Annotated in this window: 23 protein-coding genes; 11 read left to right on the top strand and 12 right to left on the bottom strand. The window is 50.6% G+C overall.

Translation table 11 applies throughout. The features are described from left to right. Positions 1-21: 21 nt before the first annotated feature. The 9 genes from B5G27_RS15210 to B5G27_RS15170 all read right to left on the bottom strand — a co-directional run bounded on the left by B5G27_RS15210 (position 22) and on the right by B5G27_RS15170 (position 9,368). Positions 22-693 carry a YczE/YyaS/YitT family protein gene (locus B5G27_RS15210; RefSeq protein WP_087179695.1) on the bottom strand — a complete coding sequence of 224 codons (672 nt, stop codon included), beginning with the start codon at positions 691-693 and terminating at the stop codon, positions 22-24. Between the two features lie 112 nt (positions 694-805). After that, positions 806-967: a rubredoxin gene (gene rd, locus B5G27_RS15205; protein WP_087179714.1), complete on the bottom strand. Its 162-nt coding sequence runs from the start codon at positions 965-967 to the stop codon at positions 806-808. A 188-nt stretch (positions 968-1,155) separates the two neighbouring features. Beyond that, positions 1,156-2,304 (bottom strand): sporulation integral membrane protein YtvI, encoded by a 1,149-nt coding sequence (gene ytvI, locus B5G27_RS15200; protein WP_087179694.1) that lies wholly within the window; start codon positions 2,302-2,304, stop codon positions 1,156-1,158. A 15-nt stretch (positions 2,305-2,319) separates the two neighbouring features. Beyond that, the gene (yihA, locus tag B5G27_RS15195; RefSeq protein WP_087179693.1) at positions 2,320-2,910 is read right to left on the bottom strand and encodes a ribosome biogenesis GTP-binding protein YihA/YsxC; all 591 of its coding nucleotides are present in this window, start codon (positions 2,908-2,910) and stop codon (positions 2,320-2,322) included. A 25-nt stretch (positions 2,911-2,935) separates the two neighbouring features. After that, on the bottom strand, positions 2,936-5,284 hold the full coding sequence (gene lon / locus B5G27_RS15190) for an endopeptidase La (protein WP_087179692.1): 2,349 nt from the start codon (positions 5,282-5,284) through the stop codon (positions 2,936-2,938). Positions 5,285-5,381: 97 nt separating this feature from the next. Further along, positions 5,382-6,653 carry an ATP-dependent Clp protease ATP-binding subunit ClpX gene (gene clpX / locus B5G27_RS15185; RefSeq protein ID WP_087179691.1) on the bottom strand — a complete coding sequence of 424 codons (1,272 nt, stop codon included), beginning with the start codon at positions 6,651-6,653 and terminating at the stop codon, positions 5,382-5,384. A gap of 21 nt (positions 6,654-6,674) precedes the next feature. Continuing rightward, on the bottom strand, positions 6,675-7,256 hold the full coding sequence (gene clpP / locus B5G27_RS15180) for an ATP-dependent Clp endopeptidase proteolytic subunit ClpP (protein WP_087179690.1): 582 nt from the start codon (positions 7,254-7,256) through the stop codon (positions 6,675-6,677). Between the two features lie 132 nt (positions 7,257-7,388). Beyond that, complete coding sequence (gene tig, locus B5G27_RS15175; RefSeq protein WP_087179689.1) at positions 7,389-8,678, bottom strand: trigger factor; 1,290 nt, start codon at positions 8,676-8,678, stop codon at positions 7,389-7,391. A gap of 138 nt (positions 8,679-8,816) precedes the next feature. Next, complete coding sequence (locus B5G27_RS15170; protein WP_087179688.1) at positions 8,817-9,368, bottom strand: DJ-1 family glyoxalase III; 552 nt, start codon at positions 9,366-9,368, stop codon at positions 8,817-8,819. A gap of 243 nt (positions 9,369-9,611) precedes the next feature. On the opposite strand from B5G27_RS15170, the gene B5G27_RS15165 reads away from it, so the two are divergent. From B5G27_RS15165 to B5G27_RS15110, 11 genes are all read left to right on the top strand, one after another. Next, positions 9,612-10,067, top strand: a complete 456-nt coding sequence (locus B5G27_RS15165; protein WP_087179687.1) for a CYTH domain-containing protein — start codon at positions 9,612-9,614, stop codon at positions 10,065-10,067. Positions 10,068-10,194: 127 nt separating this feature from the next. Further along, a complete protein-coding gene (locus B5G27_RS15160; RefSeq protein ID WP_087179713.1) occupies positions 10,195-10,569 on the top strand; it encodes a helix-turn-helix domain-containing protein in 375 nt (124 codons plus the stop codon). A gap of 1,015 nt (positions 10,570-11,584) precedes the next feature. Continuing rightward, positions 11,585-12,490, top strand: a complete 906-nt coding sequence (locus B5G27_RS15150) for a deoxyribonuclease IV (RefSeq protein ID WP_087179685.1) — start codon at positions 11,585-11,587, stop codon at positions 12,488-12,490. Positions 12,491-12,645: 155 nt separating this feature from the next. Further along, on the top strand, positions 12,646-13,029 hold the full coding sequence (locus B5G27_RS15145) for a GntR family transcriptional regulator (RefSeq protein WP_087179684.1): 384 nt from the start codon (positions 12,646-12,648) through the stop codon (positions 13,027-13,029). Then, a complete protein-coding gene (locus B5G27_RS15140) occupies positions 13,013-13,711 on the top strand; it encodes an ABC transporter ATP-binding protein (protein ID WP_087179683.1) in 699 nt (232 codons plus the stop codon). Before B5G27_RS15145 ends, B5G27_RS15140 begins: the two co-directional genes overlap by 17 nt. After that, positions 13,705-14,493 carry a hypothetical protein gene (locus B5G27_RS15135; RefSeq protein ID WP_087179682.1) on the top strand — a complete coding sequence of 263 codons (789 nt, stop codon included), beginning with the start codon at positions 13,705-13,707 and terminating at the stop codon, positions 14,491-14,493. The genes B5G27_RS15140 and B5G27_RS15135 overlap by 7 nt, the downstream gene beginning before the upstream one ends. A 254-nt stretch (positions 14,494-14,747) precedes the next feature. Continuing rightward, on the top strand, positions 14,748-15,137 hold the full coding sequence (gene tnpA / locus B5G27_RS15130; protein WP_087179681.1) for an IS66 family insertion sequence element accessory protein TnpA: 390 nt from the start codon (positions 14,748-14,750) through the stop codon (positions 15,135-15,137). Next, the gene (gene tnpB, locus B5G27_RS15125; RefSeq protein WP_143449748.1) at positions 15,127-15,495 is read left to right on the top strand and encodes an IS66 family insertion sequence element accessory protein TnpB; all 369 of its coding nucleotides are present in this window, start codon (positions 15,127-15,129) and stop codon (positions 15,493-15,495) included. Before tnpA ends, tnpB begins: the two co-directional genes overlap by 11 nt. Positions 15,496-15,640: 145 nt before the next feature. Next, entirely contained in the window at positions 15,641-15,934 is a 294-nt protein-coding gene (locus B5G27_RS15120; protein ID WP_087178690.1) for a transposase, read from the top strand. A 41-nt stretch (positions 15,935-15,975) separates the two neighbouring features. Next, positions 15,976-16,854, top strand: coding sequence for an IS3 family transposase (locus tag B5G27_RS15115; RefSeq protein WP_143405290.1), 879 nt, complete (start codon positions 15,976-15,978; stop codon positions 16,852-16,854). A gap of 154 nt (positions 16,855-17,008) precedes the next feature. Continuing rightward, positions 17,009-17,224: a hypothetical protein gene (locus tag B5G27_RS15110; protein ID WP_087179680.1), complete on the top strand. Its 216-nt coding sequence runs from the start codon at positions 17,009-17,011 to the stop codon at positions 17,222-17,224. Here the strand turns inward: B5G27_RS15110 and B5G27_RS15105 are convergent. The 3 genes from B5G27_RS15105 to B5G27_RS15095 all read right to left on the bottom strand — a co-directional run. Further along, on the bottom strand, positions 17,158-17,844 hold the full coding sequence (locus B5G27_RS15105; protein ID WP_143449747.1) for an RHS repeat domain-containing protein: 687 nt from the start codon (positions 17,842-17,844) through the stop codon (positions 17,158-17,160). The genes B5G27_RS15110 and B5G27_RS15105 overlap by 67 nt on opposite strands. A 139-nt stretch (positions 17,845-17,983) precedes the next feature. Continuing rightward, entirely contained in the window at positions 17,984-18,505 is a 522-nt protein-coding gene (locus B5G27_RS15100; RefSeq protein ID WP_087179678.1) for a hypothetical protein, read from the bottom strand. Between the two features lie 147 nt (positions 18,506-18,652). Next, positions 18,653-20,428 (bottom strand): RHS repeat protein (locus tag B5G27_RS15095; protein ID WP_143449746.1); only part of this gene is annotated, 1,776 nt, incomplete at its 5' end.

The following is a 20,428-nucleotide window of genomic DNA, read 5'->3' as shown; positions in this document are numbered from 1 at the left end:
GTTTTTCTCTTACTGCCCATGTCACTTCTCATGGAGCACTGCCTGGACCGCCCTCTTTGTCTTCGGGAGCCAGAACTGGACAAGCGGTCCTGTAAGGAAGACAGCCACGACCGTACCCGCGCCCACTGTTCCGCCGAGAAGGAAGCCCAGCACTACAAAGAAGAGGTCGCACCCGACTCTCACCCAGCGGAACTGTACCCTCTCGATCTTATCCGAGAGGATGACCGCCACCAGGTCATTGGGCCCTGTCCCCGCATTACTGTTGATCACAATCGACATCCCTGCCGAGAGGATCACACACCCGGCCAGCATACTGATGATCCGTACCGGCATTCCCGCATCAGCGTTGATCCAGCCGCCAAGCAGCCATGTGAACAGGTCGATGATCGGCCCTCCGCAGAATGCGCAGACAACAGTCCCCGGCTTTACATACCCTTTGGTCGTCAGCAGCATGACAGCCATCAGGATACAGAGCACGATCACATGTACCGTCCCGACCGTCAGCCCGAATATCCGGGACAGCCCCTGGATAAAGACAGTGAACGTATCCGTCCCCAGCTCAGACAGGAGGAACAGGGTGACCCCCAGGTGAGCGACTGTCAGGCCGATCAGCAGGATGACCAGCGCCTTCGCCCAGCCGCCCGCGCTCCTGCCGGAAGTATCGGATGCAAATTTCTGCTTTTTTGTTTCCATTTTATAATTCCCCCATTCTCTCCTGCTTACTCTGTCCCTGACATAAACACTGCCGCCCCAAATTTGCAAATGGGACGGCAGCACCTTTTATCCTTTTCTGCGAAAGGCAGTATTACTCAACCTCTGAGAACTGATCTTTTCCTACGCCGCACAGCGGGCAGAGGAAATCTTCCGGTACGTCCTCCCACTTTGTGCCAGCCTCGATACCGTTATCCGGATCGCCGATCGCCTCATCATAAATGTATCCGCATACATCACATACGTATTTCTTCATTTCTCTTACCTCCTGTCGGTTTTTCCATGCTCCAGACTTCCCGTCTTTCTCTGCATTTTTATTATGATCGGGAGTGTTCTCCCTCATCCATGATAGCATACCCTTACTTCTTTTTCAACGCAGAAATTCTCCCATTTTCGTTTCTCTTTTCCGCCTTATTTCCGCCTTATTTCCGCCTCATTTCCGCCTCATTTCCGCTCATCCGCGCCCTCATTCCCGTCTTCCTGGAGCCGGAGTATCCCGTTGATCAGGATCCTGACGTCGTCAAAAATATAATCAAACGCCCCTGCCTGGCACATATTGATGAGCACCATCCCGATGGGTACGGCGAGGATCATCCACAATACGCCGCCCATCCGGTAGCCGATATACAGGAGCAGCAGCGTTACCAGCGGGTTCAGCCCTACGCTGTCCCCTACCAGCTTCGGCTGGAGGAGCTGCCTGACCACCTGTGTCACCACATAGATCACGACAAGGGACACTGTCATCTTGTAGTCCCCCATAAAAAATTCGTAGACAGCCCATGGGATCATCGCTGTCCCCGTACCGAAAAACGGCAGGAAGTCAAGGAACGCGATCAGCAGCGCCACCAGCACGAAATACCCTGTCCCCAGGAATCCGAGGCCGACGAGCAGGATCAGGAATACGATCCCCATGATCTTAAACTGCGCCTTAAAATATCCGCCCACAGCATATTTCAGATAATCCATGACCAGGGTCATCCGCTTCCGCACCGCCTCAGGCGCTGTCCGCTTCATCCACCCCAGCACTTCTTCCCTCTGTACGATGAAGAAATAAGCAGACATGACCGCCACGATAAATGAGATCAGATAATAGGGCACCCTTCTCGCGATGTTGCCCGCAGCATTCACCGTGGGCTCGCTGATGCCGGAAACAAGATCCCCCATATAGCTGTCAAGATTTTTCACCACGGTATTCCATCCGCTCTGGATCCCGTCCGGAAGGCGCTCAAAAATCCCTGACATTGTGTCCCCGATCTGGCTCAGCCCCTGCTCAAGCTGCGCATACATCTCAGGGAAATTCCTGACCAGGTCGCCGATCTCCTGGACCAGCCGGCTGATGCCGAAATACAGTGCCAGGACGATCGCGGCCAGCACCAGCACAACGATAAGCGCCGAGCCCAGCTTCTTTACGATCCGCAGCCTTTTCTCCAGCCAGTTGACTAGCGGCGCTGCCACCGCAGCGATCAGCCAGCCTATGACAAAAGGCATGAGGAACCCGATCAGCCGGATCCCGATGATCACAAATGCCGCAGTAGCAAGGAGACTGAACAACAGCCTGACCGCCACCTGCCAGTAGGGTTGTCTCTCTTCCATTCCTATCCTCCCGAATCAGTCAATCTCACAGTCTTTCTCGATCAGCTCCCAGATCTCATCCCTGCCCTGCTTTGTCACGGATGAGAACGGGATCACAGTAGTCCCCGGCACAAGCGCCAGGCCTTCCTTTAACATTTTAACATGTTTCTGCACCTGGCTGCGTTTTATTTTATCCAATTTTGTGGCAATGATGACCGGCTCATATCCCTGGTCCACGATCCACTGATACATCAGCCTGTCATTCGCGGACGGCTCATGCCGGATATCGATGAGCAGGAACACTTCCCTGAGCTGGGAGGAGCCGTGCAGATACCGCTCGATCATCCTGCCCCACTGCGCCTTCTCTTTCTCAGAGACCCGCGCATATCCATACCCCGGGAGATCGACCAGATACAGGGCATCATTGATATTATAAAAATTGATGGTCTGGGTCTTTCCCGGCGTGGCGGATATCCTGGCGTAGGATTTCCGGTTCATGAGCGCATTGATCATGGACGACTTCCCCACATTGGACTTCCCCGCAAACGCCACTTCCGGCCTGTCATTATCCGGAAGCGTGCTTGTGATCCCGCATACTGTCTCAAGATTTATACTTTTTATAACCATATCTTCCTCCTGCCGCGGGCCTGCACTATCCCGCGGTATCTTCTGTCTTTTCCATTTCTTCCGCCAGCGCGTGGCTCAGCACCTGTTCCATATTTTCCACGGTTAGGATCTCCAGCCCTTTTGTGATCTCAGCTGAAAGCTCTTCCACATCCGCTCTGTTTTCCTTCGGGATGAGCACGGTCCTGATCCCCGCGCTCTTTGCTGCCAGGAGTTTTTCCTTTAATCCTCCGATCGGCAGGACACGCCCTCTTAAGGTGATCTCTCCGGTCATGGCAAGGTCCGCCCGCACTTTCTTCCCGGTGACAGCGGACAGCATAGCCGCTGCCATGGTAATGCCCGCGGACGGCCCGTCCTTTGGCACAGCCCCCTCCGGGATATGTACATGGATATCATGCTTTTCGAAGAAATCCTCCGGGATCCCGTACCTGCCGCTCACAGAGCGGATATAACTGATCCCGGTCTGGGCGGACTCTTTCATCACATCCCCCAGCTGACCGGTCAGCATCAGCTCCCCGCTGCCCGGCATCACATTCACCTCGATCTGGAGAGTATCGCCGCCCACACTGGTCCATGCCAGTCCGCGGACGATCCCGATCTCGGGAGCCGGGTTCGCCATCTGGTACGTATATTTCTCTTTCCCCAAAAACCGGTGGATATTCCGGTCTGTGACTGCGATCTTCTTCCGGTCCGTGGTCAGGATCTCTTTTGCCGCTTTCCTGCATACATTCCCGATCTCACGCTCAAGCTGCCTTACTCCCGCTTCCTTTGTGTAATTACGGGCCATCTTCCAGACCGCCTGCCTGCTGAATGTGAGCTGGTCTTCCGTAAGGCCGTGCCTTTCCAGCTGTTTCGGGATCAGATGCTCCATCGCGATGTGCAGCTTCTCATTCTCAGTGTAGCTTGTAATCTCGATCACTTCCATACGGTCCAGCAGAGGGCGCGGGATCGTCTGCAGCGTGTTTGCCGTGGTGATGAACATGACTTCCGAGAGGTCCAGAGGCACCTCCAGGTAATGGTCACGGAACCTGCTGTTCTGCTCACTGTCCAGCACTTCCAGAAGCGCGGAGAAAGTATCCCCTTTATAATCCGTGCTTACTTTATCGATCTCATCCAGCAGCATGACAGGGTTCTTTACCCCTGCCGTGCGGATGCCGTTGGCAATGCGTCCCGGCATGGCTCCCACATAAGTCTTCCTGTGCCCGCGGATCTCCGCCTCATCCCGCACGCCTCCCAGGGAGATGCGCACATAAGGCTTCTTGAGTGCCTTTGCCAGAGACTTCGCGATGGACGTCTTTCCCGTTCCCGGCGGTCCCACAAGACAGAGGATCGGGCTTTCGCCTTTTTTCGTCAGCGTCCGCACGGCAAGGAATTCCAGGATACGCTCCTTCACCTGCTCCAGCCCGTAATGGTCTTCCTCGAGCACCTGCTTTGCGTAACTGATATCTTCGTTATCCTTTGACGCCTTATCCCAGGGCATCTCCAGAAGCGTCTCAATGTAAGTGCGGATGACACCGCTCTCAGCCGGGGAGTTCATAGAACTCTTAAACCGGTTGATCTCCTTCCGGAGCTTGTCTTTCACTTCTTTCGGTGCTTTGAGCTTCCTGAGCGACGCCTCGAATTCTTCGGCGTCAGACACGGTAGAGTCCTCTCCCAGTTCCTCTCTTATGAGTTTTAACTGTTCCCGCAGGATATATTCTCTCTGATGTTTGTCTACTCTTTCTTTTACTTTGCGCCGGATCTCGTCCTTGATGTCCATGATCTGGACTTCGTTCACCAGTTTAAATGCAAGCTTTTCATAACGTTTTTTCAGATCCGTCTCATTTAAGATCTCCTGCTGGTCAGTATATTGAAGAGGGATATTCGCCGCGATCTCATCGACCAGCCTGCGCAGTCCCCTGACTTCCGCAAGCTGCGCGATGGATTCCTTTGACATCTTGCCGTTCCTGGACGCATATTCCACGAGCATGTCCCTGAGGCTGCGCTCCATTGCTTCTGTATTCACATCTTCCGGCGTATCTGCATCCTCTTCTTCAATGACTTCCACCTTTGCCCGCAGATAAGGATCAGAATATTCGATCTCCTGAAGCCGTCCTCTTGTCTCCCCTGACACGAGCACCCTCACGATCTGCTTGGGCAGCTTGATGATCTGTCTGACTGTGCCCACAGTCCCGATCTCATATACATCCTCTGCCCCCGGCTCCTCTGTATCGAGGGATTTCTGCGCCGTCAGGAAGATCTTCTGTTCTTCCACCATTGCCTCCTGGACAGCGGCGATGGACCGCGCCCGGCTCACATCAAAATGCACGACCATCCCCGGCATGACCGTCATCCCTCTCAACGGGACCATAGGCAGGCTTTTTATCTCATTATCCATTCATTCTCCTCCTGGTTTTTATAATTCCGCCACTGATTTCATATATAGAAAGGGCAGGCACATATGGCAACTCCATTGCACCCGCCCTGCACATTCTCTATGCACTCTCTGATGTCAGGAATGATCTCCGCTCTTCGCCGTCGCGCAGATACAGCGGTTTCCCAGTCCCGTTCACTGCCGCTTTTGTGATCCGGCATTCTTTGATCGTCTCGTCTGACGGGACCTCATACATGGTATCCATCATGATCTTCTCCATGATCGCGCGGAGTCCTCTTGCCCCTGTCTTTCTCTTCAGAGTCGTCTCCGCGATCTCGGTCAGGGCGTCCCTGTCGAATTCCAGCTTCACTCCGTCCAGCTCAAGCAGCTTCTGGTACTGCTTCACGATCGCGCTCTTCGGCTCTGTCAGGATCCTGATCAGCGCTTCTTTGTCCAGAAGATCCAGTGAAACCGTCACCGGAAGCCTTCCGACCAGCTCCGGGATCAGCCCGTATTTGACCAGGTCCTGGGGCAGCACTTCGTGAAGGAGCACATCCATGTCATACTCATGTTTTTCGGCGATCTCAGCATTGAATCCGATCGACTTTCTGTCAAGCCTTGTCTCGATGATCTTATCGATGCCCTCAAATGCCCCGCCGCAGATGAACAGGATATTCGTTGTGTCGATCTGGATCAGCTCCTGGTGCGGATGCTTGCGGCCGCCCTGGGGCGGGACAGATGCAACCGTGCCCTCGATGATCTTTAAGAGAGCCTGCTGTACGCCTTCTCCGGATACATCGCGGGTGATCGACGGATTCTCAGACTTTCTCGTGATCTTGTCGATCTCGTCGATATAGATGATGCCGTGCTCCGCGCGCTCGATATCCCCGTCCGCAGCCTGGATGACTTTGAGAAGGATATTCTCCACATCCTCGCCTACGTACCCTGCCTCTGTCAGCGCAGTCGCGTCCGCGATCGCGAACGGGACATTCAGGACCTTCGCAAGTGTCTGGGCGAGAAGAGTCTTCCCGCATCCGGTCGGCCCGAGCATCAGGATATTGCTTTTCTGGAGCTCAACGCCCAGGTCCTGCTCTGCCATGATCCTTTTATAATGATTGTAGACTGCCACTGAAAGTACTTTTTTCGCCTCATCCTGCCCGATCACATAATCATCCAGGAATTCCTTCATTTCCTCCGGAGTCAGGAGATTGATGTCGTCAAATACCTCTCTCTCACTGTAATCGAGCTCTTCTTCTATGATCTCTGAGCAGATCGCAACACACTCGTCGCAGATATATGTGCCGTTAGGCCCTGCGATCAGCTTTCTCACCTGCGCCTGTGTCTTGTTGCAGAAAGAGCATCTCACGATGTCGTCTGTGATTTTCCCTGCCATAAACTGTCACCTCATACAATATTAGTGTTTCACGATCACTTCGTCGATCAGACCGTAAGCTTTGGCCTCTTCCGCGGACATAAAATTGTCGCGCTCTGTGTCAGCCTTGATCGTCTCAAGATCCTGCCCTGTGTTTGCCGCCAGGATCTCATTTAATTTCTGTTTTGTACGGAGGATATGCTCCGCCGCGATCTGGATCTCTGTCGCCTGACCCTGGGCCCCGCCTGACGGCTGGTGGATCATGATCTCTGCGTTCGGCAGGGCAAACCTCTTGCCCTTCTTGCCGCCGGAGAGCAGGAACGCTCCCATGCTCGCCGCCATGCCGATGCAGACTGTTGACACATCGCATTTAATATACTGCATCGTATCGTAGATCGCAAGGCCAGCCGTCACAGAACCTCCCGGGCTGTTGATATACAGCTGGATATCCTTGTCCGGGTCATCCGCCTCCAGGAAAAGAAGCTGGGCAACGACCACGCTTGCGGATACATCGTTTACCTCTTCCCCGAGAAAGATGATCCTCTCCTTTAACAGTCTTGAATAAATATCGTAAGAGCGCTCCCCCCTGCTCGTCTGTTCAATGACATAAGGTACTAAACTCATTTTCTATACCCCTTTCTGTAAATAAATGCTCCGTCTGGTCCCATCTCTGTGCGGGCCGCTGTAAGCCGGCCCCTTTTGAGCGGTCTATGCTGACAAGAGGTGTGCCTGCGGCACACCTCTCTGGAACCTGGATCAGCCTTCTACTGCCGCGTCCGCGATCAGTGTCACTGCCTCCTGGACCGCAATATCCTCTTTCATCTGCTTCTTCTCGTTTTCACCCATGAAGCCTTTGAGCTTCTCGACTTCCATCTGGTAGGAATCCGCCATCTTCTTTAATTCCTCATCCAGGCGCTCATCGGATACTTCGATATTCTCTGCCGCAACCACTGCCTCCAGCACGAGTCTTGTGCGGATACGCTTCTCAGCCTGCGGACGGAACTCTTCCATCATCTTCTCCTCAGACAGGCCTGTGAACTGGAAATACTGCTCCAGGCTCATGCCCTGCTGCATGATGCGGCGCGCGAAGTCGTCTGCCATCTGCTTTGTCTGAAGGTCGATCATCGGATCCGGGATATCGATCTGCGCGTTTGCCACAGCCTGCTCCACTGCCTGGTCTTCCTTCTTCTGTCTTCCCTCGCGCTCCTTGCGCTCTTTGATCTTTGCCTTTACCTCAGCCTTATATGCGTCTACTGTCTCGCTCTCCTCGGAAACGTCAGATACGAACTCATCATCCAGCTCCGGGATCTCCTTCGCCTTGATCTCATGAACAGTACACTTAAATACAGCTTCTTTTCCGGCAAGCTCTTTCGCCTGGTATTCCTCCGGGAAAGTTACGTTGATCTCAGTCTCTTTTCCGATCTCAGCGCCGATCAGCTGCTCCTCGAATCCCGGGATAAACGCTCCGGAACCGATAGTAAGCGGATAGTTCTCTCCCTTGCCGCCCTCGAAAGCGACTCCGTCTACAAAGCCCTCGAAATCAAGGATAACCTGATCCTTGTCCTGTACCGGGCGGTCTGTGACCTCGATCGTCCTTGCATTGCGCTCGCGCTCTCTGTCGATCTCCTCGTCAACTTCCTTCTGTGTCACTCTTGTGGAAACTTTATCCACTTTCAGGCCTTTATATTCACCGAGTGTGACTTCCGGCTTCACTGCGACTTCCGCTGTAAAGATAAACGGTTTGCCCTTTTCAAGCTGTGTGATCGCAACCTTCGGCTGGGACACGATCTCAAGCTCACACTCTTCATAGGCTTTTCCATATGCCTCTGATATCATATGATTTGCAGCCTCGTCATAGAACACTTCCGGTCCGTACATCTTCTCGATCATCTGGCGCGGCACCTTGCCCTTGCGGAATCCCGGCAGGCTGATCCTGCTGCGCTCTTTCAGATATGCAGCCTGGAGTGCCTTCTCCACGTCCTCTGCTGACACCTCGATCGTCAGCTTCGCCATATTATGTTCTAATTTTTCTACCTGTAAACTCATTTTCTTCCTCCTTGAATGCGCAAAATAGTATCTCTTTCCTGAGAAAAAGACATTTGCAGTCATTAACACAGTATAGCACACGCATCCGCATATTTCCAGTATTTTTTGTGTTTATCGCGTTTATCGCGTTTTCTCCTGCTATCCTCCATAAACGACTGACTCTTTTATCTCCTCTGCCTTCGCTTCTCCTGCCAGCAGCGCTGTCAGCCTGAGCGCAAAGGGGATCGCAGTCCCCATGCCGCGGCCGGTAGTAATATGTCCGTCAGTGACCGCAGGTTCCCTGACCACATCCGCCCCATCCAGCTTGCCTTCAAACGAAGGATAGGAACAGGCCTTTCTTCCTTTTAACATGCCGAGCTCGGCCAGGATACTCGGAGCCGCGCAGATCGCGGCAATATATTTTTTCTCCCGGTCAAAGGATCTCAGCAATTCAATAAGCCCTGTGCAGGCCTTCAGGTTCAGTGTCCCCGGCATCCCTCCCGGGAGCACCAGCATATCCGCATTTTCCGCTCCAGCTTCCTCAAAAACAGAGTCTGCTTCTACTTTGATCCCATGCGCTCCCGTTATCTCCTTCCTGCCCATGACAGACACTGTCTCCGTCTCGATGCCGGCGCGCCGCAGGATATCCACGACCGTAAGTCCTTCGATCTCTTCAAATCCATCAGCGAGAAACACACAAACTTTGCTCATTTTTCTACCTCCTGCCATTCCATGTCCATACACTCTTTTCTATACACTCTTTTTCCAGTTTATCAGACCTGGTGTGCAAATGCAATGTGCTCCGGCACTGAGGCGGAAAATTGTATGTGGCATTGCACTGTAATTTGTCCTATAATATATACACTCTGAACACAGTTATTGACAGGATCCCGATAATAACAGGATCTCACCAGCTGCTTTTCAAGATGCTTTTCAAGATCAGGAGGATACCTTATGGAAATCGAACGCAAATTTCTTGTTGATCCGGACAGACTCCCTTTCTGTCCGAAAGACTATCCCTGCCGCCACATCGAGCAGGGTTACCTCTGCACCGCGCCCGTAGTGCGCATCCGCAGGGATGATACACATTACTTTCTCACTTATAAGTCCAAAGGGCTTATGGTAAGAGAAGAATATAACCTTCCGCTCACAAAAGAAGCCTATGAACACCTGATCCCAAAGGCGGACGGAAGGCTCATTGTAAAAAAGCGCTATATGATCCCTCTGGACAGCCAGCTTACCCTGGAGCTCGATATCTTTGAAAAAGATCTGGCGCCCCTTGTATTAGCTGAGATCGAATTCCCGGACGAAGATTCCGCGCACGCATACCGTCCTCCGGAATGGCTCGGGGAGGATGTAACATATTCTCCTCTGTACCACAACAGTACGCTCAGCCAGATGGGACTTTAGCAACGTTTTGTTTCTTTTGTTATTTATTCCTCATTGCGTTGCATATACCTTTGTTTACAGGAAAAATTGATATAATAATGAAAATCACGACAACATTTGGTCAATTCTTGTAAATGGAGGTATGCCGGTGTCCAATGTCCAGCTCGCAGCAAATCTGCGCAGACTCAGAACAGACCACAACTACACACAGACGCAGATCGGCGAGAAGCTCAACATCTCCCGACAGGCTTATTCTAATTATGAGACAGGGAAACGCATCCCTGACATCGACATGCTCATACGTATCGCGGATATCTATGAAGTCACGTTAGAACAGCTCCTGACTCAGACCTGCACAAAAACCGGGATCATAAACGAGACCACCGGTCCTTATTTTGCCAGCAGGATCATCGCCAGCGAAGATACAGTATACCTGACAGAAGAAGAACTGGAACTGGTCACCCATTACCGCAGTGCCGGGGAAGATGAGAGAAAACTGACCCGCAAAGTACTGGGGATGTAAATCTGTATTTGTGGGGGCGCCTTCCTTGTGAATATGACGTCCGAAAACCGTCGGTTTGTTGCAGGACGTTTTCGCGGCGGACGGGGATATGGCTTGGGTTCCGGTTCCGTAATCCGGGAAAGACGTAAAAGGGAGAAAGCATGGCTAAAAGCAATTGTCCGGCGGAAGATTCGGCTCCGCCTCAGGCATCCGCCGGACAATTAACGCCACGCTTTCTCCCTTTAAGTCTTTCCATCAGATTACTCCAAGTCACCGCCGCCATATCCCCGTCCGCCGCGAAAGGCGCATCAAAGGGGCCGGTTTTCTGGGTTCATCCGATCGGAAGGTCCCCGCAGGCAAATGCAGGATTTCGAAAGTTGGATGAAAGGGGAGCTTCTGTGGCGAAACAGGAAGATTTATTAATCGGAAGGGACCGCGGACTTCCGGGAGGGGATTAGCCGTTCGATTTGGCCCAGCAAGCTGTGCCTCTCTTGTGATAGAATTCTGCCGGCTGGGGGAAGGTTATCTTTTGGCTGGGAAATCCTCTTCGCTGTAAGTTTCTCCCGACCAGAGTAGTTTTATCTTTTGTCGGGAAAGTTCCCTTCTCGCCGCGTTTTGAAATGCTGCATTTGTCGGGGGACTTCCGGCTTGAGTAAACCAGAAAACAGCGAAGCGCCTTTTCGAAAACCCTTCAGCACGGGTGTGTGGGTGACTGAGGTGACTGCGGAGGGGCTTGAAAAAACTTGAAATCCGGAACTATGCGTTGAAAGCAGCAGGGGGCTTGTCTGAGCCAAAGGCGAGTTGCTCCCTGCTGCTTTCTGCCTTTAGCATAGTCCCGGATTTCTTAGTTTTTGCTGCCACGGAGCCCCGGAGCCGAAGCCACCCACACACCCGTGCTGAATACGTCTTCTATAACCGCGCTTCACTGTTTTCGGACGTTTTACTCTGACAGCAGCTCCCCCACAAATACAGATTTTCTCTTGTTTTTATTGGTTTCTCTGATATAATGGGTATTATTTTGCAAAGGAGTTTTATCATGATCTTAGGTTCACATGTAGGCATGAGCGGGAAGGACATGCTGCTCGGCTCCGCAAAGGAAGCGGTATCCTACGGGGCGGATACGTTTATGTTCTATACGGGGGCGCCCCAGAATACAAGAAGGAAGGACATCAGCGAGCTGAATATCGGCCCGGCATGGGAATATATGGAAGCCCACGGGATCAGCGGGATCATTGTCCACGCGCCCTATATCATCAATCTGGGGAACGCGGTCAAGCCCGAGACCTTTTCCCTGGCCGTGGAGTTTCTCGCAAAAGAGATCGAGCGCACAGTAAGCTGCCGCAGCCACACACTGATCCTCCATCCCGGAGCGCACGTGGGGGAAGGCACAGAGATCGGAACTTCCCAGATCATCAAAGGGCTCAACGAAGTGCTCAGCGCGGATACAGACTGCTGCATCGCACTTGAGACCATGGCAGGAAAAGGTTCGGAGATCGGGCGCTCCTTTGAGGAACTTGCCAGGATCTATGACGGGGTCACCCACAGCGAGAAATTAAGGGTATGTTTTGACACCTGCCATACAAGCGACAGCGGATACGATATCATCCACCATTTTGACGATGTGATGGAAAGATTTGACCGCATCATCGGAAAGGATCAGATCGCGGTCTTCCATATCAATGACAGCAAGAATCCGCCAGGTGCTGCCAAGGACCGTCATGAGAACATCGGTTTCGGACACATTGGTTTTGACGCGATCAATTATATCGTACGGCACCCGGATTTCGAAAATGTACCGAAAATACTGGAGACACCATATATCCCATCTCAGATAAATCCAAAGAAATCTTACGCACCCTACAAATATGAGATAGAGATGCTCAGAAGGGGAATATTTGATCCTGACCTCAAAGAAAAGATCTTAAAAGACAGCGAACAGTAACAAAAGCACGCAAAATCGACGCTTCCGCTTGACTTTTTTCTTTAATCAACATATTATTGTATTATCTAGATAATACAGTTACAGGGCGCGGGATATCCCGCGCCCTGTAAGGGACCGCCTGAGGCGGTCCCTTTAAAAGAAAGTGAGATGATCCAATGCCGTGGAATTTAGACGACAGCCGCCCCATTTACCTTCAGCTCATGGAGCGGATCCAGCACGACATCGTCTCCGGTGTCTATCAGCCCGGGGATAAGCTTCCCTCAGTCCGTGACCTTGCCCTGGACGCCGCCGTCAACCCAAACACAATGCAAAAAGCTTTATCCGAACTGGAACGCAGCGGTCTGGTATATTCCCACCGGACAAGCGGCCGCTTTATCACTGACGACAGCACACTGCTGAAAAAAATTAAAACAGACCTGGCGCAGGAATATATCAGCAGCTTTTTGGAACAGATGAGCCACCTGGGGATCAGCGGGAGCGAGACACTGGAAATGATAAAACAGACTTTAGGAGGGGGAGACAATGAGACCAATTCTTGAATGTCAGAGACTCACAAAAAAATACGGGAACTTTTATGCCCTTTCTGACCTGACCTTTTCCCTTGACCGTGGACAGATCGTGGGGCTCCTGGGACCGAACGGGAGTGGCAAGACCACGCTGATCAAACTTGCCGCCGGTCTTCTCGTGCCCACAGACGGCCATATCATGATCAATGGCCTGGCTCCCTGCACTGATACGAAAAAGATCGTATCTTATCTGCCGGACAGGAACTTCCTGAACGAGCATATGAGGGTCAGGGAACTTCTTTCCTTTTATAAGGATTTTTATGAAAATTTCAGCACAGAACGCGCCTGTAAAATGCTGGATTCACTTGAGATCGACCGGCATATGCAGCTCCAGTCTCTCTCTAAAGGGACAAAGGAAAAGGTCCAGCTCGCGCTTGTCATGAGCCGGGTCGCAGACCTTTATATACTGGATGAGCCGATCGGAGGCGTTGACCCGGCTGCGAGAGACTACATTCTCCGCACTATCCTGACGAATTATGACGAGAATGCTTCTATCCTGATCTCCACACATCTTATCTCTGACATCGAAAATGTACTTGACAGAGTCATTTTCCTGAAAAGCGGACAGCTCGCGCTCAACGCGTCTGTAGATGAGATCAGGACACAGTACGGAAAATCTGTGGATGTTTTATTCAGGGAGGTATTCAAATGTTAGGAAAACTCATCAAATATGATTTGAGGGCATCAGCCAAAATATTCATCCTGCTCCATGCGGCTTTCCTGCTCGTATGCGCTGCAGCCCGTTTGCTGGTCATGGACCGCCTGGACTTTCACGCGCCTGCGGAAACGCTTATCGCTCCCATCACAGTTATGTTAGTACTGGGGACATTCCTGATCTCAGCACTTTCACTCTGCACAAGCCTGCTGATCACTTTCCGGTTCTACCGGAATCTTTTCAGCAGGGAAGGGTATTTAAGCTGGACACTCCCTGTATCAGGGACTACCCACCTGTGGGCAAAGATCATTTCAGGCTACCTTCTCGCAGCGCTCGATATGATCATCATATACGCAGGGATCCTTCTTCTTGTGACCGGCAGGAATGTCACAGCTGCTTACCAGCCTGTTGCCCCGGAGATGGCGGAAGCGATCGGAATGCCTCTGTCCTCTTTTGGACTGTGCGTTTTTATCTTCTGTGTGATCGGAGGCATCAGTTCTGTCCTTCTGATCTACTTCAGCATCTGCGTGGGACAGCTTTTTCCCGCACATAGAGTATTATGTGCGATCGCTGCATATTTTATCACCAGCTTTGTGATACAGATCGCCGTGCTTGTGATCATGGCGGCTCTCGGGATGTTAGATTACGGGACAGGGACAGATACCCTGGCTGACGAGATGTTCTCCCTTCTGGTGCCGAATACTATTTTTGCTTTGTTACTCTGTATTGCGCAGTACGCGGCAGTACACTATATCATGAATAAAAAGATTAATCTCATATAGAGAGCTCCGCATGAAAGCTTAGCGCTGCAAACCGAAGAGGATGTCCCAAAACTATGACTTTTTAGATTCACAGAAAAGGGGCATCCCTTTCTTTTACCTCGTAAACATCAAATCCTGTTGTACAAATTTTTCTATATCATTCATTACTAATTCTAGTTAATCGTACACGGTAAATCCCCAGTACCGTACCAGTTCCCTCACTCCATGAGATAATAACTCCAGAAAACTACAAGTTTTTTAAAGGAGTTAGCATCATGGATAAAATCACACATCAGATCCGTGTAGAGCACTGGACCAGGATCCTGAATGAATGCATGAACAGCGGGATGTCAAAGACCGCCTGGTGCCGGGCAAACGGGATCTCTGAGAAACAGTTCTTTTACTGGCAGCGCATCCTGCGCCGGGAAGCTTATGAAGCATCTCAGAATCCGTCCCTGCCTGCAGTTACAGAGACGGGACAGTTATCTGCCGTTCAGCAGTCTGTATCTTTTGCTGAGATCAAACTTCCTGCTGTGTTACCAGATGCATCATCCGTTTTCCATCCGGATCTTGTGATCCGGAAAGGGAAACTTGTCCTGGAGATTTCGAATTCAGCCTCAGCAGAACTGCTCTCCCGGATAGGAGGGATCCTCCATGCTGAATAACGCCTCCGGCTTCCGTAAGGTTTACATTGCTGCCGGCTATACGGATCTGCGGCGCGGCATTGACGGGCTGGCATCCATTGTGAAATTTAACTTCCAGCTGGATCCATACGAAAAGGATATCCTCTTCCTGTTCTGCGGAAGACGCAGTGACCGCATCAAAGGGCTTGTATGGGAAGGGGACGGATTTCTTCTCCTTTACAAAAGGCTGGAGCTGGGCGGCTTCAGCTGGCCCCGTACCAAAGAAGAGGCATTGGAGATCACGCCGGAACAATACCGGGCGCTGATGCAGGAGCTGGAAATTGTATCCAGACATCCGATCCAGGAAGTGCAGCCCAGCGATCAGCTGCTGTGTGGATAAGTACTCTGAAAAACTGAAAAAACCAGTAGTTTTTTCAGCTTTTCAGAGTGTTTAGTGGTAGTATAAAAATAGTACAAAGTAAAGATGCCATGCAGACCTAAATCATGTATGATAAGAGAGATGATAAAAAGGAGGCAGTACAGGCATGGCAAAGGGTAGCAGATACGATCAACAGTTTAAGGAGAATGCAGTCAGGTATCGTTTGGAACATCCAGAACTCTCACTTCAGAAGGCAGCTGAGAATCTGGGAATCAGTGATTCCGCTCTCAAGACGTGGCTACGAGCGGCCAGAGAGAACGAAGGGAGCGTACCAACACGGGGATCCGGGAATTATTCCAGTGATGAGGCGAAAGAGATCGCACGTCTCCAGCGTGAACTAAGGGATACAAAGGATGCGCTTGAAATTCTAAAAAAAGCCATCAGTATCCTGGGAAAATGACAGAGGCTGTCTATACTGCCACAGCGGAGTATATTGTGGAAATGGAGCAGCGTCCGGTGAAGCACCACGTCTCTGTCAGCGGGGTACTGAAACATCTTGGTGTTTCACGATCCGGTTATAATGCTTGGAAAAAAAGAGTCCCTTCTGCCACGGAAAAACACCGTGGGGAGATCAAACAGAAAATCCGAAAAATCTATGAAGATTCCCACCAGAACTATGGAGCCCCTAAGATCACAAGGGAATTGTGGAAAACCGGTGAAAAAATCGCAGTGAAAACTGTGGCGAATTACATGCGTCAGATGGGAATCAAAGCCCAATGGGTAAAGCCATATGTACAAACAACCATAGATTCTGATTTCAGTTCGAAACTGCATAACATTCTGAATGAACAGTTCAATCCCGCTCAGCCGGATGCTGTATGGGTGTCGGATATCACTTATATCTGGACGTTTGACGGCTTTGTATACTTAACCAGCATTATGGATCTGTATTCCCGGAAAATCATCGCATGGGTCTTGGGCGAAACACTGGAAGCATCCCATGTGGTGGAATGTATCGAGAAAGCAAAGAAAATCCGCAGAATAGCACATCCGCTTATCATACATACAGACCGTGGCTGCCAGTATGTATCGGATGCATTCCGTAAAGCAACAGAGGGGATGGTAAACAGCTATTCAAAAAAAGCATATCCATGGGACAATGCGTGTATTGAATCGTTCCATGCATTACTGAAAAGGGAGTGGATCAACCGTTTTAAAATTTTTAATTACCGGCATGCATATAAGCTGGTATTCGAATATATAGAAACATTTTATAACACAGTGAGGACACACAGCCATTGTGGATATCTTTCGCCAGATCAGTATGAAAAAGAATACTATGCAGCGTTAGATGAAAGAGCTGAAGCTTTAGCAGGGTAACTCAACATTAAAAGGGCATATTTAATTTGTACTTTTTCTTGACATAGGACCAGTTTATCCTTTGGTGAGAATGACGGACTTCTTTTTTCGTCCGGTCTGCTTTTTCTTTTGGTTTGCGGTACAATAGTCCCCGCAAGACAAAGAAGCACCGAACATGACGAAGATCTACTCACCGGAAGAACTGAACAGTTTCAGCAGGGAAACACTCGTGACAGTGATCCTGTCCATGCAGGACCAGCTTGCTCAACTGAATACAAACATGGAATGCCTGATCGAGCAGATCGCATCTGCAAACAATCACCGTTATGGGCGCTCTTCCGAAAAGCTGGATGCATCTTTCAATCCGCTTTCGATATTCTCAATCCACTGAGGCCACGCACCGTTTAAATCCGCCAAATTAATTGGTCTGTTAAAACAATAAGCATACTGGTTCAATGTATACGGTCTTTCCATAAAGCCCAATATTTTATCCTGACCAGCAAATCTCCCCGCATCTGCCTGATACTCCCTGGCCTGCGCAAAATATGTCCTAGCCACCTTATCTCTCTGATACCCCGTATACCCAAACGGCTGCATCTCCCCCTGGTTCCCATACAGGTCCTCTCCAAACGCTCCGTAGCCATAACTTTCCCTTACTGCTCCCGTCTCATTCTCGATTCGGATCGGACTTCCCAGCTCGTCCTGCAGGTAATAGCTCTTTCTTCCATTCTCTTCGTAGGATGCCACATTTCCATCCCAAAAGTACGTCTGCCTTTTCTCTCCTTCAGTTTTCTCCAACAGGTTGTGGTACTCCCTTGTCTGATCGGTCGTGTAATGGATCTGGGGCAGGTTCCCGATCTCCCGGTCGATCCGGCTCTGCGGATCCAGCTTCCCGGTCTGGTCTGCCGGCAGCCTTCCTTCTGCCTTCCCGACCCGGTGCCCCAGTCCATTGTACTGGTACTTCGCTGCCTTCCCGGCTCCGTTCACGGCTTCCTCCAGACGGTTCAGCACAACGTATGCATCTACTGTATAGTCTGTTCGTTCTTCATGAAGAATGTCAGATTCCTGCGCCTGTCACCGATAGGTCTTTTCCATCCAACCTCTTGTCTCCGCTACCAACTGGTTTAACGCATTATAGCAATATATAATATTATTCAAATTTAGAAGGAAGAATATAATATCTCCCGTCCAGTCCAGGTATGTGATAATTCAAATTATAGGCAAATGTTATAACAAATGGATGGTTTTCTATATCCAAATAGAACACTGACTTAAATTCCCCATCTTTAAGACAACTATTTGTGCTCATTCGCTCATCAATAAATTTCCTGAAAAAAGTTTCATCTTCTTTACTTTCAATTATGGCTATCCCTTTGGCATCCGCTTTCATTAAATCACCCAATATTTTTGCCAGCTTCCCACGTTCCACATGAAAATGAATGCTATCTACCATCCCCTGACAGTTTTTTATTCTTTCTCGTTCTCCGGCATTTAGCCACTTATCATATATAGATGATTTATAGATATCATTGGCAATGACATGGAGATGTGAAGTCTTCATAAGCTCATTGCACAATTTCATTGTATTATCAATGGTAATTTCAGCCCAGAAGTCGATATACCCTATCCCATCAGAATATTTTTTAATCTTCACCTTTTTCACTCTCATCATTTCTTTTATCCACTCCAGATAATATGCCTGTCAGCACGATACCAAGAGGGAAATGTTCTGCATAATGCAATAAATTCTCATTACGCAGTATTTTCCCTAAATATTTTAATCCGTTCTTACCAATAAAATGGCAATGCAAAAGTTCTCCTAGCTCAACATCAATTCGAAAATTTTCCCCAATTTTATCAATGTTCCACCTTCATTAGGATTGTTTAAATGATTAGGGGATAATATCTTTACTTTTCCAATCTGTTTTACCCCCTCTCTTCCCACGCCTTTATCTGCCAGTTTATGCATACCATGACTGAGGATTTTAGAACCACCTGCCATGATTCCACCCCACATCGCACCATCCACAAATCCATCATAAGTACTTTTTAATACATCTTTCGCGCTCTCGCCTCTCGTAACTGCAGAAATTGTGTTTATACCCGCTGAAATTGTCCCTGATGCAGCTACTGTTCCTATACCAACTCCAGAACCCACCAGCGCTCCTGTCACAGCCCCCTTAAAAGCATTCTTTCCAGCCCTTTTCCAATCTATTTTTTCTCCACTTGCAATATCCGTAATGATAGATCCTGCACCCCCGACAAGCCCGCCAACAATTGCCCCAATTGCAATAGTAGGGAACTCACCATCATTATCTATATATAGCAAAGAATTATTCCAGGAATAGCTATAGCGATTAAGGGTTTCAGGATTCTCGGAAAATCCGCCTATTATGTCCTGACTGCTAAATCTCCCCACATCCGCCTGATACTCCCTCGCCTGAGCATAGTAAGTCCCAGCCACCTTATCTCTCTGATACCCCGTATACCCAAACGGCTGCATCTCCCCCTGGTTCCCATACAGGTCCTCTCCAAATGCTCCGTAGCCGTAACTCTCCCTTACTGCTCCCGTCTCATCCTCGATTCGGATTGGGCTTCCCTCTTCCCGGATCTCTGTGATCAGCTGGTTCAGGGCATTATGACAGTAGGTTGTCCGCCCTGCATGATCCTCTTTCAGAACTCGGTTCCCAAAGGCATCATACCCATACCGGGTCTGGAGTTTCCCGTCTTTTTGGATCTGGGAAAGCCGTCCCAAAGCGTCATATCCGTATGCATAGGCTCCGCTCTCTGCCTCCAGGCCTCTTCTCTCCTTCGTGATCCCGGTCTTGTTCCCTGTCAGGTCATACAGATACGTATACCGGTCTGAAACTCCTTCCCTGTCCCGGTGCACCAGCTCCGTCAGCTGGCCTTTGCTGTCATAGGTATAAGCGCTCTCTGTCCCGTTGGGGAACTTCTTCTCCGCCAGCCTTCCAAAGGCGTCATAAGTGTAGGTGATGACCCGGTCCCCTTCCCTCATCTCAGAAAGCCTTACCTGTTCATCGTATCCGTAGGATACGGTCCTTCCATCCGGGTAGGTGATGCCTGTCCGCTCCCCGCTCTTTCCATAGGTATAGGATACTTCCCTGCCGTCCGGGTACTGTACGGCTTTCGCCCGTCCCAGGGCGTCCGGCGTGATCTTCGTCTCTCCCAGCCAGTCCTGCACAAGGATCAGCTGGCGCAGCGGGTTGTAGGACAGCTTCACTTCCCGCCCGTCCGCGTACTGGATCCGGGACAGGTCCCCCTGCTTTGTGTAGGCATACTTTGTCAGGAAGCCCTCCTTGTCCAGCTTGGACAGGAGCTGTCCTTTCCCGTCATAGGCATACTGCTCCCTCTGCCCCAGGGCGTCGATGACCTCTGTCACCTGCCCTTTCAGGTCCCGGAGGTACCGGGTCACCTGGCAGGTCCGGTTCCTTCCGCTGCGGCGCTCCGCTTCCATCCACTCTTCGTCGATCCCGGCCGCGTCTGTGCAAGGAGCTCCCGCTTTCAAGCTCTCCAGGCTCCCCTCTTCCCCGTACTGGCGGATCTCCACCAGCCGGTCGCACACATCGTAGCTATA

Origin of the sequence: Lachnoclostridium sp. An76, assembly GCF_002161355.1 — a bacterium.
In the GTDB taxonomy this organism is placed as follows: domain Bacteria; phylum Bacillota; class Clostridia; order Lachnospirales; family Lachnospiraceae; genus Mediterraneibacter; species Mediterraneibacter caccavium.
This window is presented reverse-complemented; position numbering and strand designations above follow the sequence as displayed.

What these genes read in the sequence shown, in the direction of transcription:
- tig (WP_087179689.1), bottom strand. Translation starts at nt 8,678, where the DNA reads ATGAGTTTACAGGTAGAAAAATTAGAACATAATATGGCGAAGCTGACG.
- B5G27_RS15165 (WP_087179687.1), top strand. Translation starts at nt 9,612, where the DNA reads ATGGAAATCGAACGCAAATTTCTTGTTGATCCGGACAGACTCCCTTTC.
- clpP (WP_087179690.1), bottom strand. Translation starts at nt 7,256, where the DNA reads ATGAGTTTAGTACCTTATGTCATTGAACAGACGAGCAGGGGGGAGCGC.
- B5G27_RS15110 (WP_087179680.1), top strand. Translation starts at nt 17,009, where the DNA reads ATGACGAAGATCTACTCACCGGAAGAACTGAACAGTTTCAGCAGGGAA.
- yihA (WP_087179693.1), bottom strand. Translation starts at nt 2,910, where the DNA reads ATGGTTATAAAAAGTATAAATCTTGAGACAGTATGCGGGATCACAAGC.
- ytvI (WP_087179694.1), bottom strand. Translation starts at nt 2,304, where the DNA reads ATGGAAGAGAGACAACCCTACTGGCAGGTGGCGGTCAGGCTGTTGTTC.
- B5G27_RS15115 (WP_143405290.1), top strand. Translation starts at nt 15,976, where the DNA reads ATGGAGCAGCGTCCGGTGAAGCACCACGTCTCTGTCAGCGGGGTACTG.
- B5G27_RS15100 (WP_087179678.1), bottom strand. Translation starts at nt 18,505, where the DNA reads ATGATGAGAGTGAAAAAGGTGAAGATTAAAAAATATTCTGATGGGATA.
- B5G27_RS15140 (WP_087179683.1), top strand. Translation starts at nt 13,013, where the DNA reads ATGAGACCAATTCTTGAATGTCAGAGACTCACAAAAAAATACGGGAAC.
- tnpB (WP_143449748.1), top strand. Translation starts at nt 15,127, where the DNA reads ATGCTGAATAACGCCTCCGGCTTCCGTAAGGTTTACATTGCTGCCGGC.
- B5G27_RS15120 (WP_087178690.1), top strand. Translation starts at nt 15,641, where the DNA reads ATGGCAAAGGGTAGCAGATACGATCAACAGTTTAAGGAGAATGCAGTC.
- B5G27_RS15210 (WP_087179695.1), bottom strand. Translation starts at nt 693, where the DNA reads ATGGAAACAAAAAAGCAGAAATTTGCATCCGATACTTCCGGCAGGAGC.
- clpX (WP_087179691.1), bottom strand. Translation starts at nt 6,653, where the DNA reads ATGGCAGGGAAAATCACAGACGACATCGTGAGATGCTCTTTCTGCAAC.
- B5G27_RS15150 (WP_087179685.1), top strand. Translation starts at nt 11,585, where the DNA reads ATGATCTTAGGTTCACATGTAGGCATGAGCGGGAAGGACATGCTGCTC.
- tnpA (WP_087179681.1), top strand. Translation starts at nt 14,748, where the DNA reads ATGGATAAAATCACACATCAGATCCGTGTAGAGCACTGGACCAGGATC.
- B5G27_RS15170 (WP_087179688.1), bottom strand. Translation starts at nt 9,368, where the DNA reads ATGAGCAAAGTTTGTGTGTTTCTCGCTGATGGATTTGAAGAGATCGAA.
- B5G27_RS15145 (WP_087179684.1), top strand. Translation starts at nt 12,646, where the DNA reads ATGCCGTGGAATTTAGACGACAGCCGCCCCATTTACCTTCAGCTCATG.
- rd (WP_087179714.1), bottom strand. Translation starts at nt 967, where the DNA reads ATGAAGAAATACGTATGTGATGTATGCGGATACATTTATGATGAGGCG.
- B5G27_RS15135 (WP_087179682.1), top strand. Translation starts at nt 13,705, where the DNA reads ATGTTAGGAAAACTCATCAAATATGATTTGAGGGCATCAGCCAAAATA.
- lon (WP_087179692.1), bottom strand. Translation starts at nt 5,284, where the DNA reads ATGGATAATGAGATAAAAAGCCTGCCTATGGTCCCGTTGAGAGGGATG.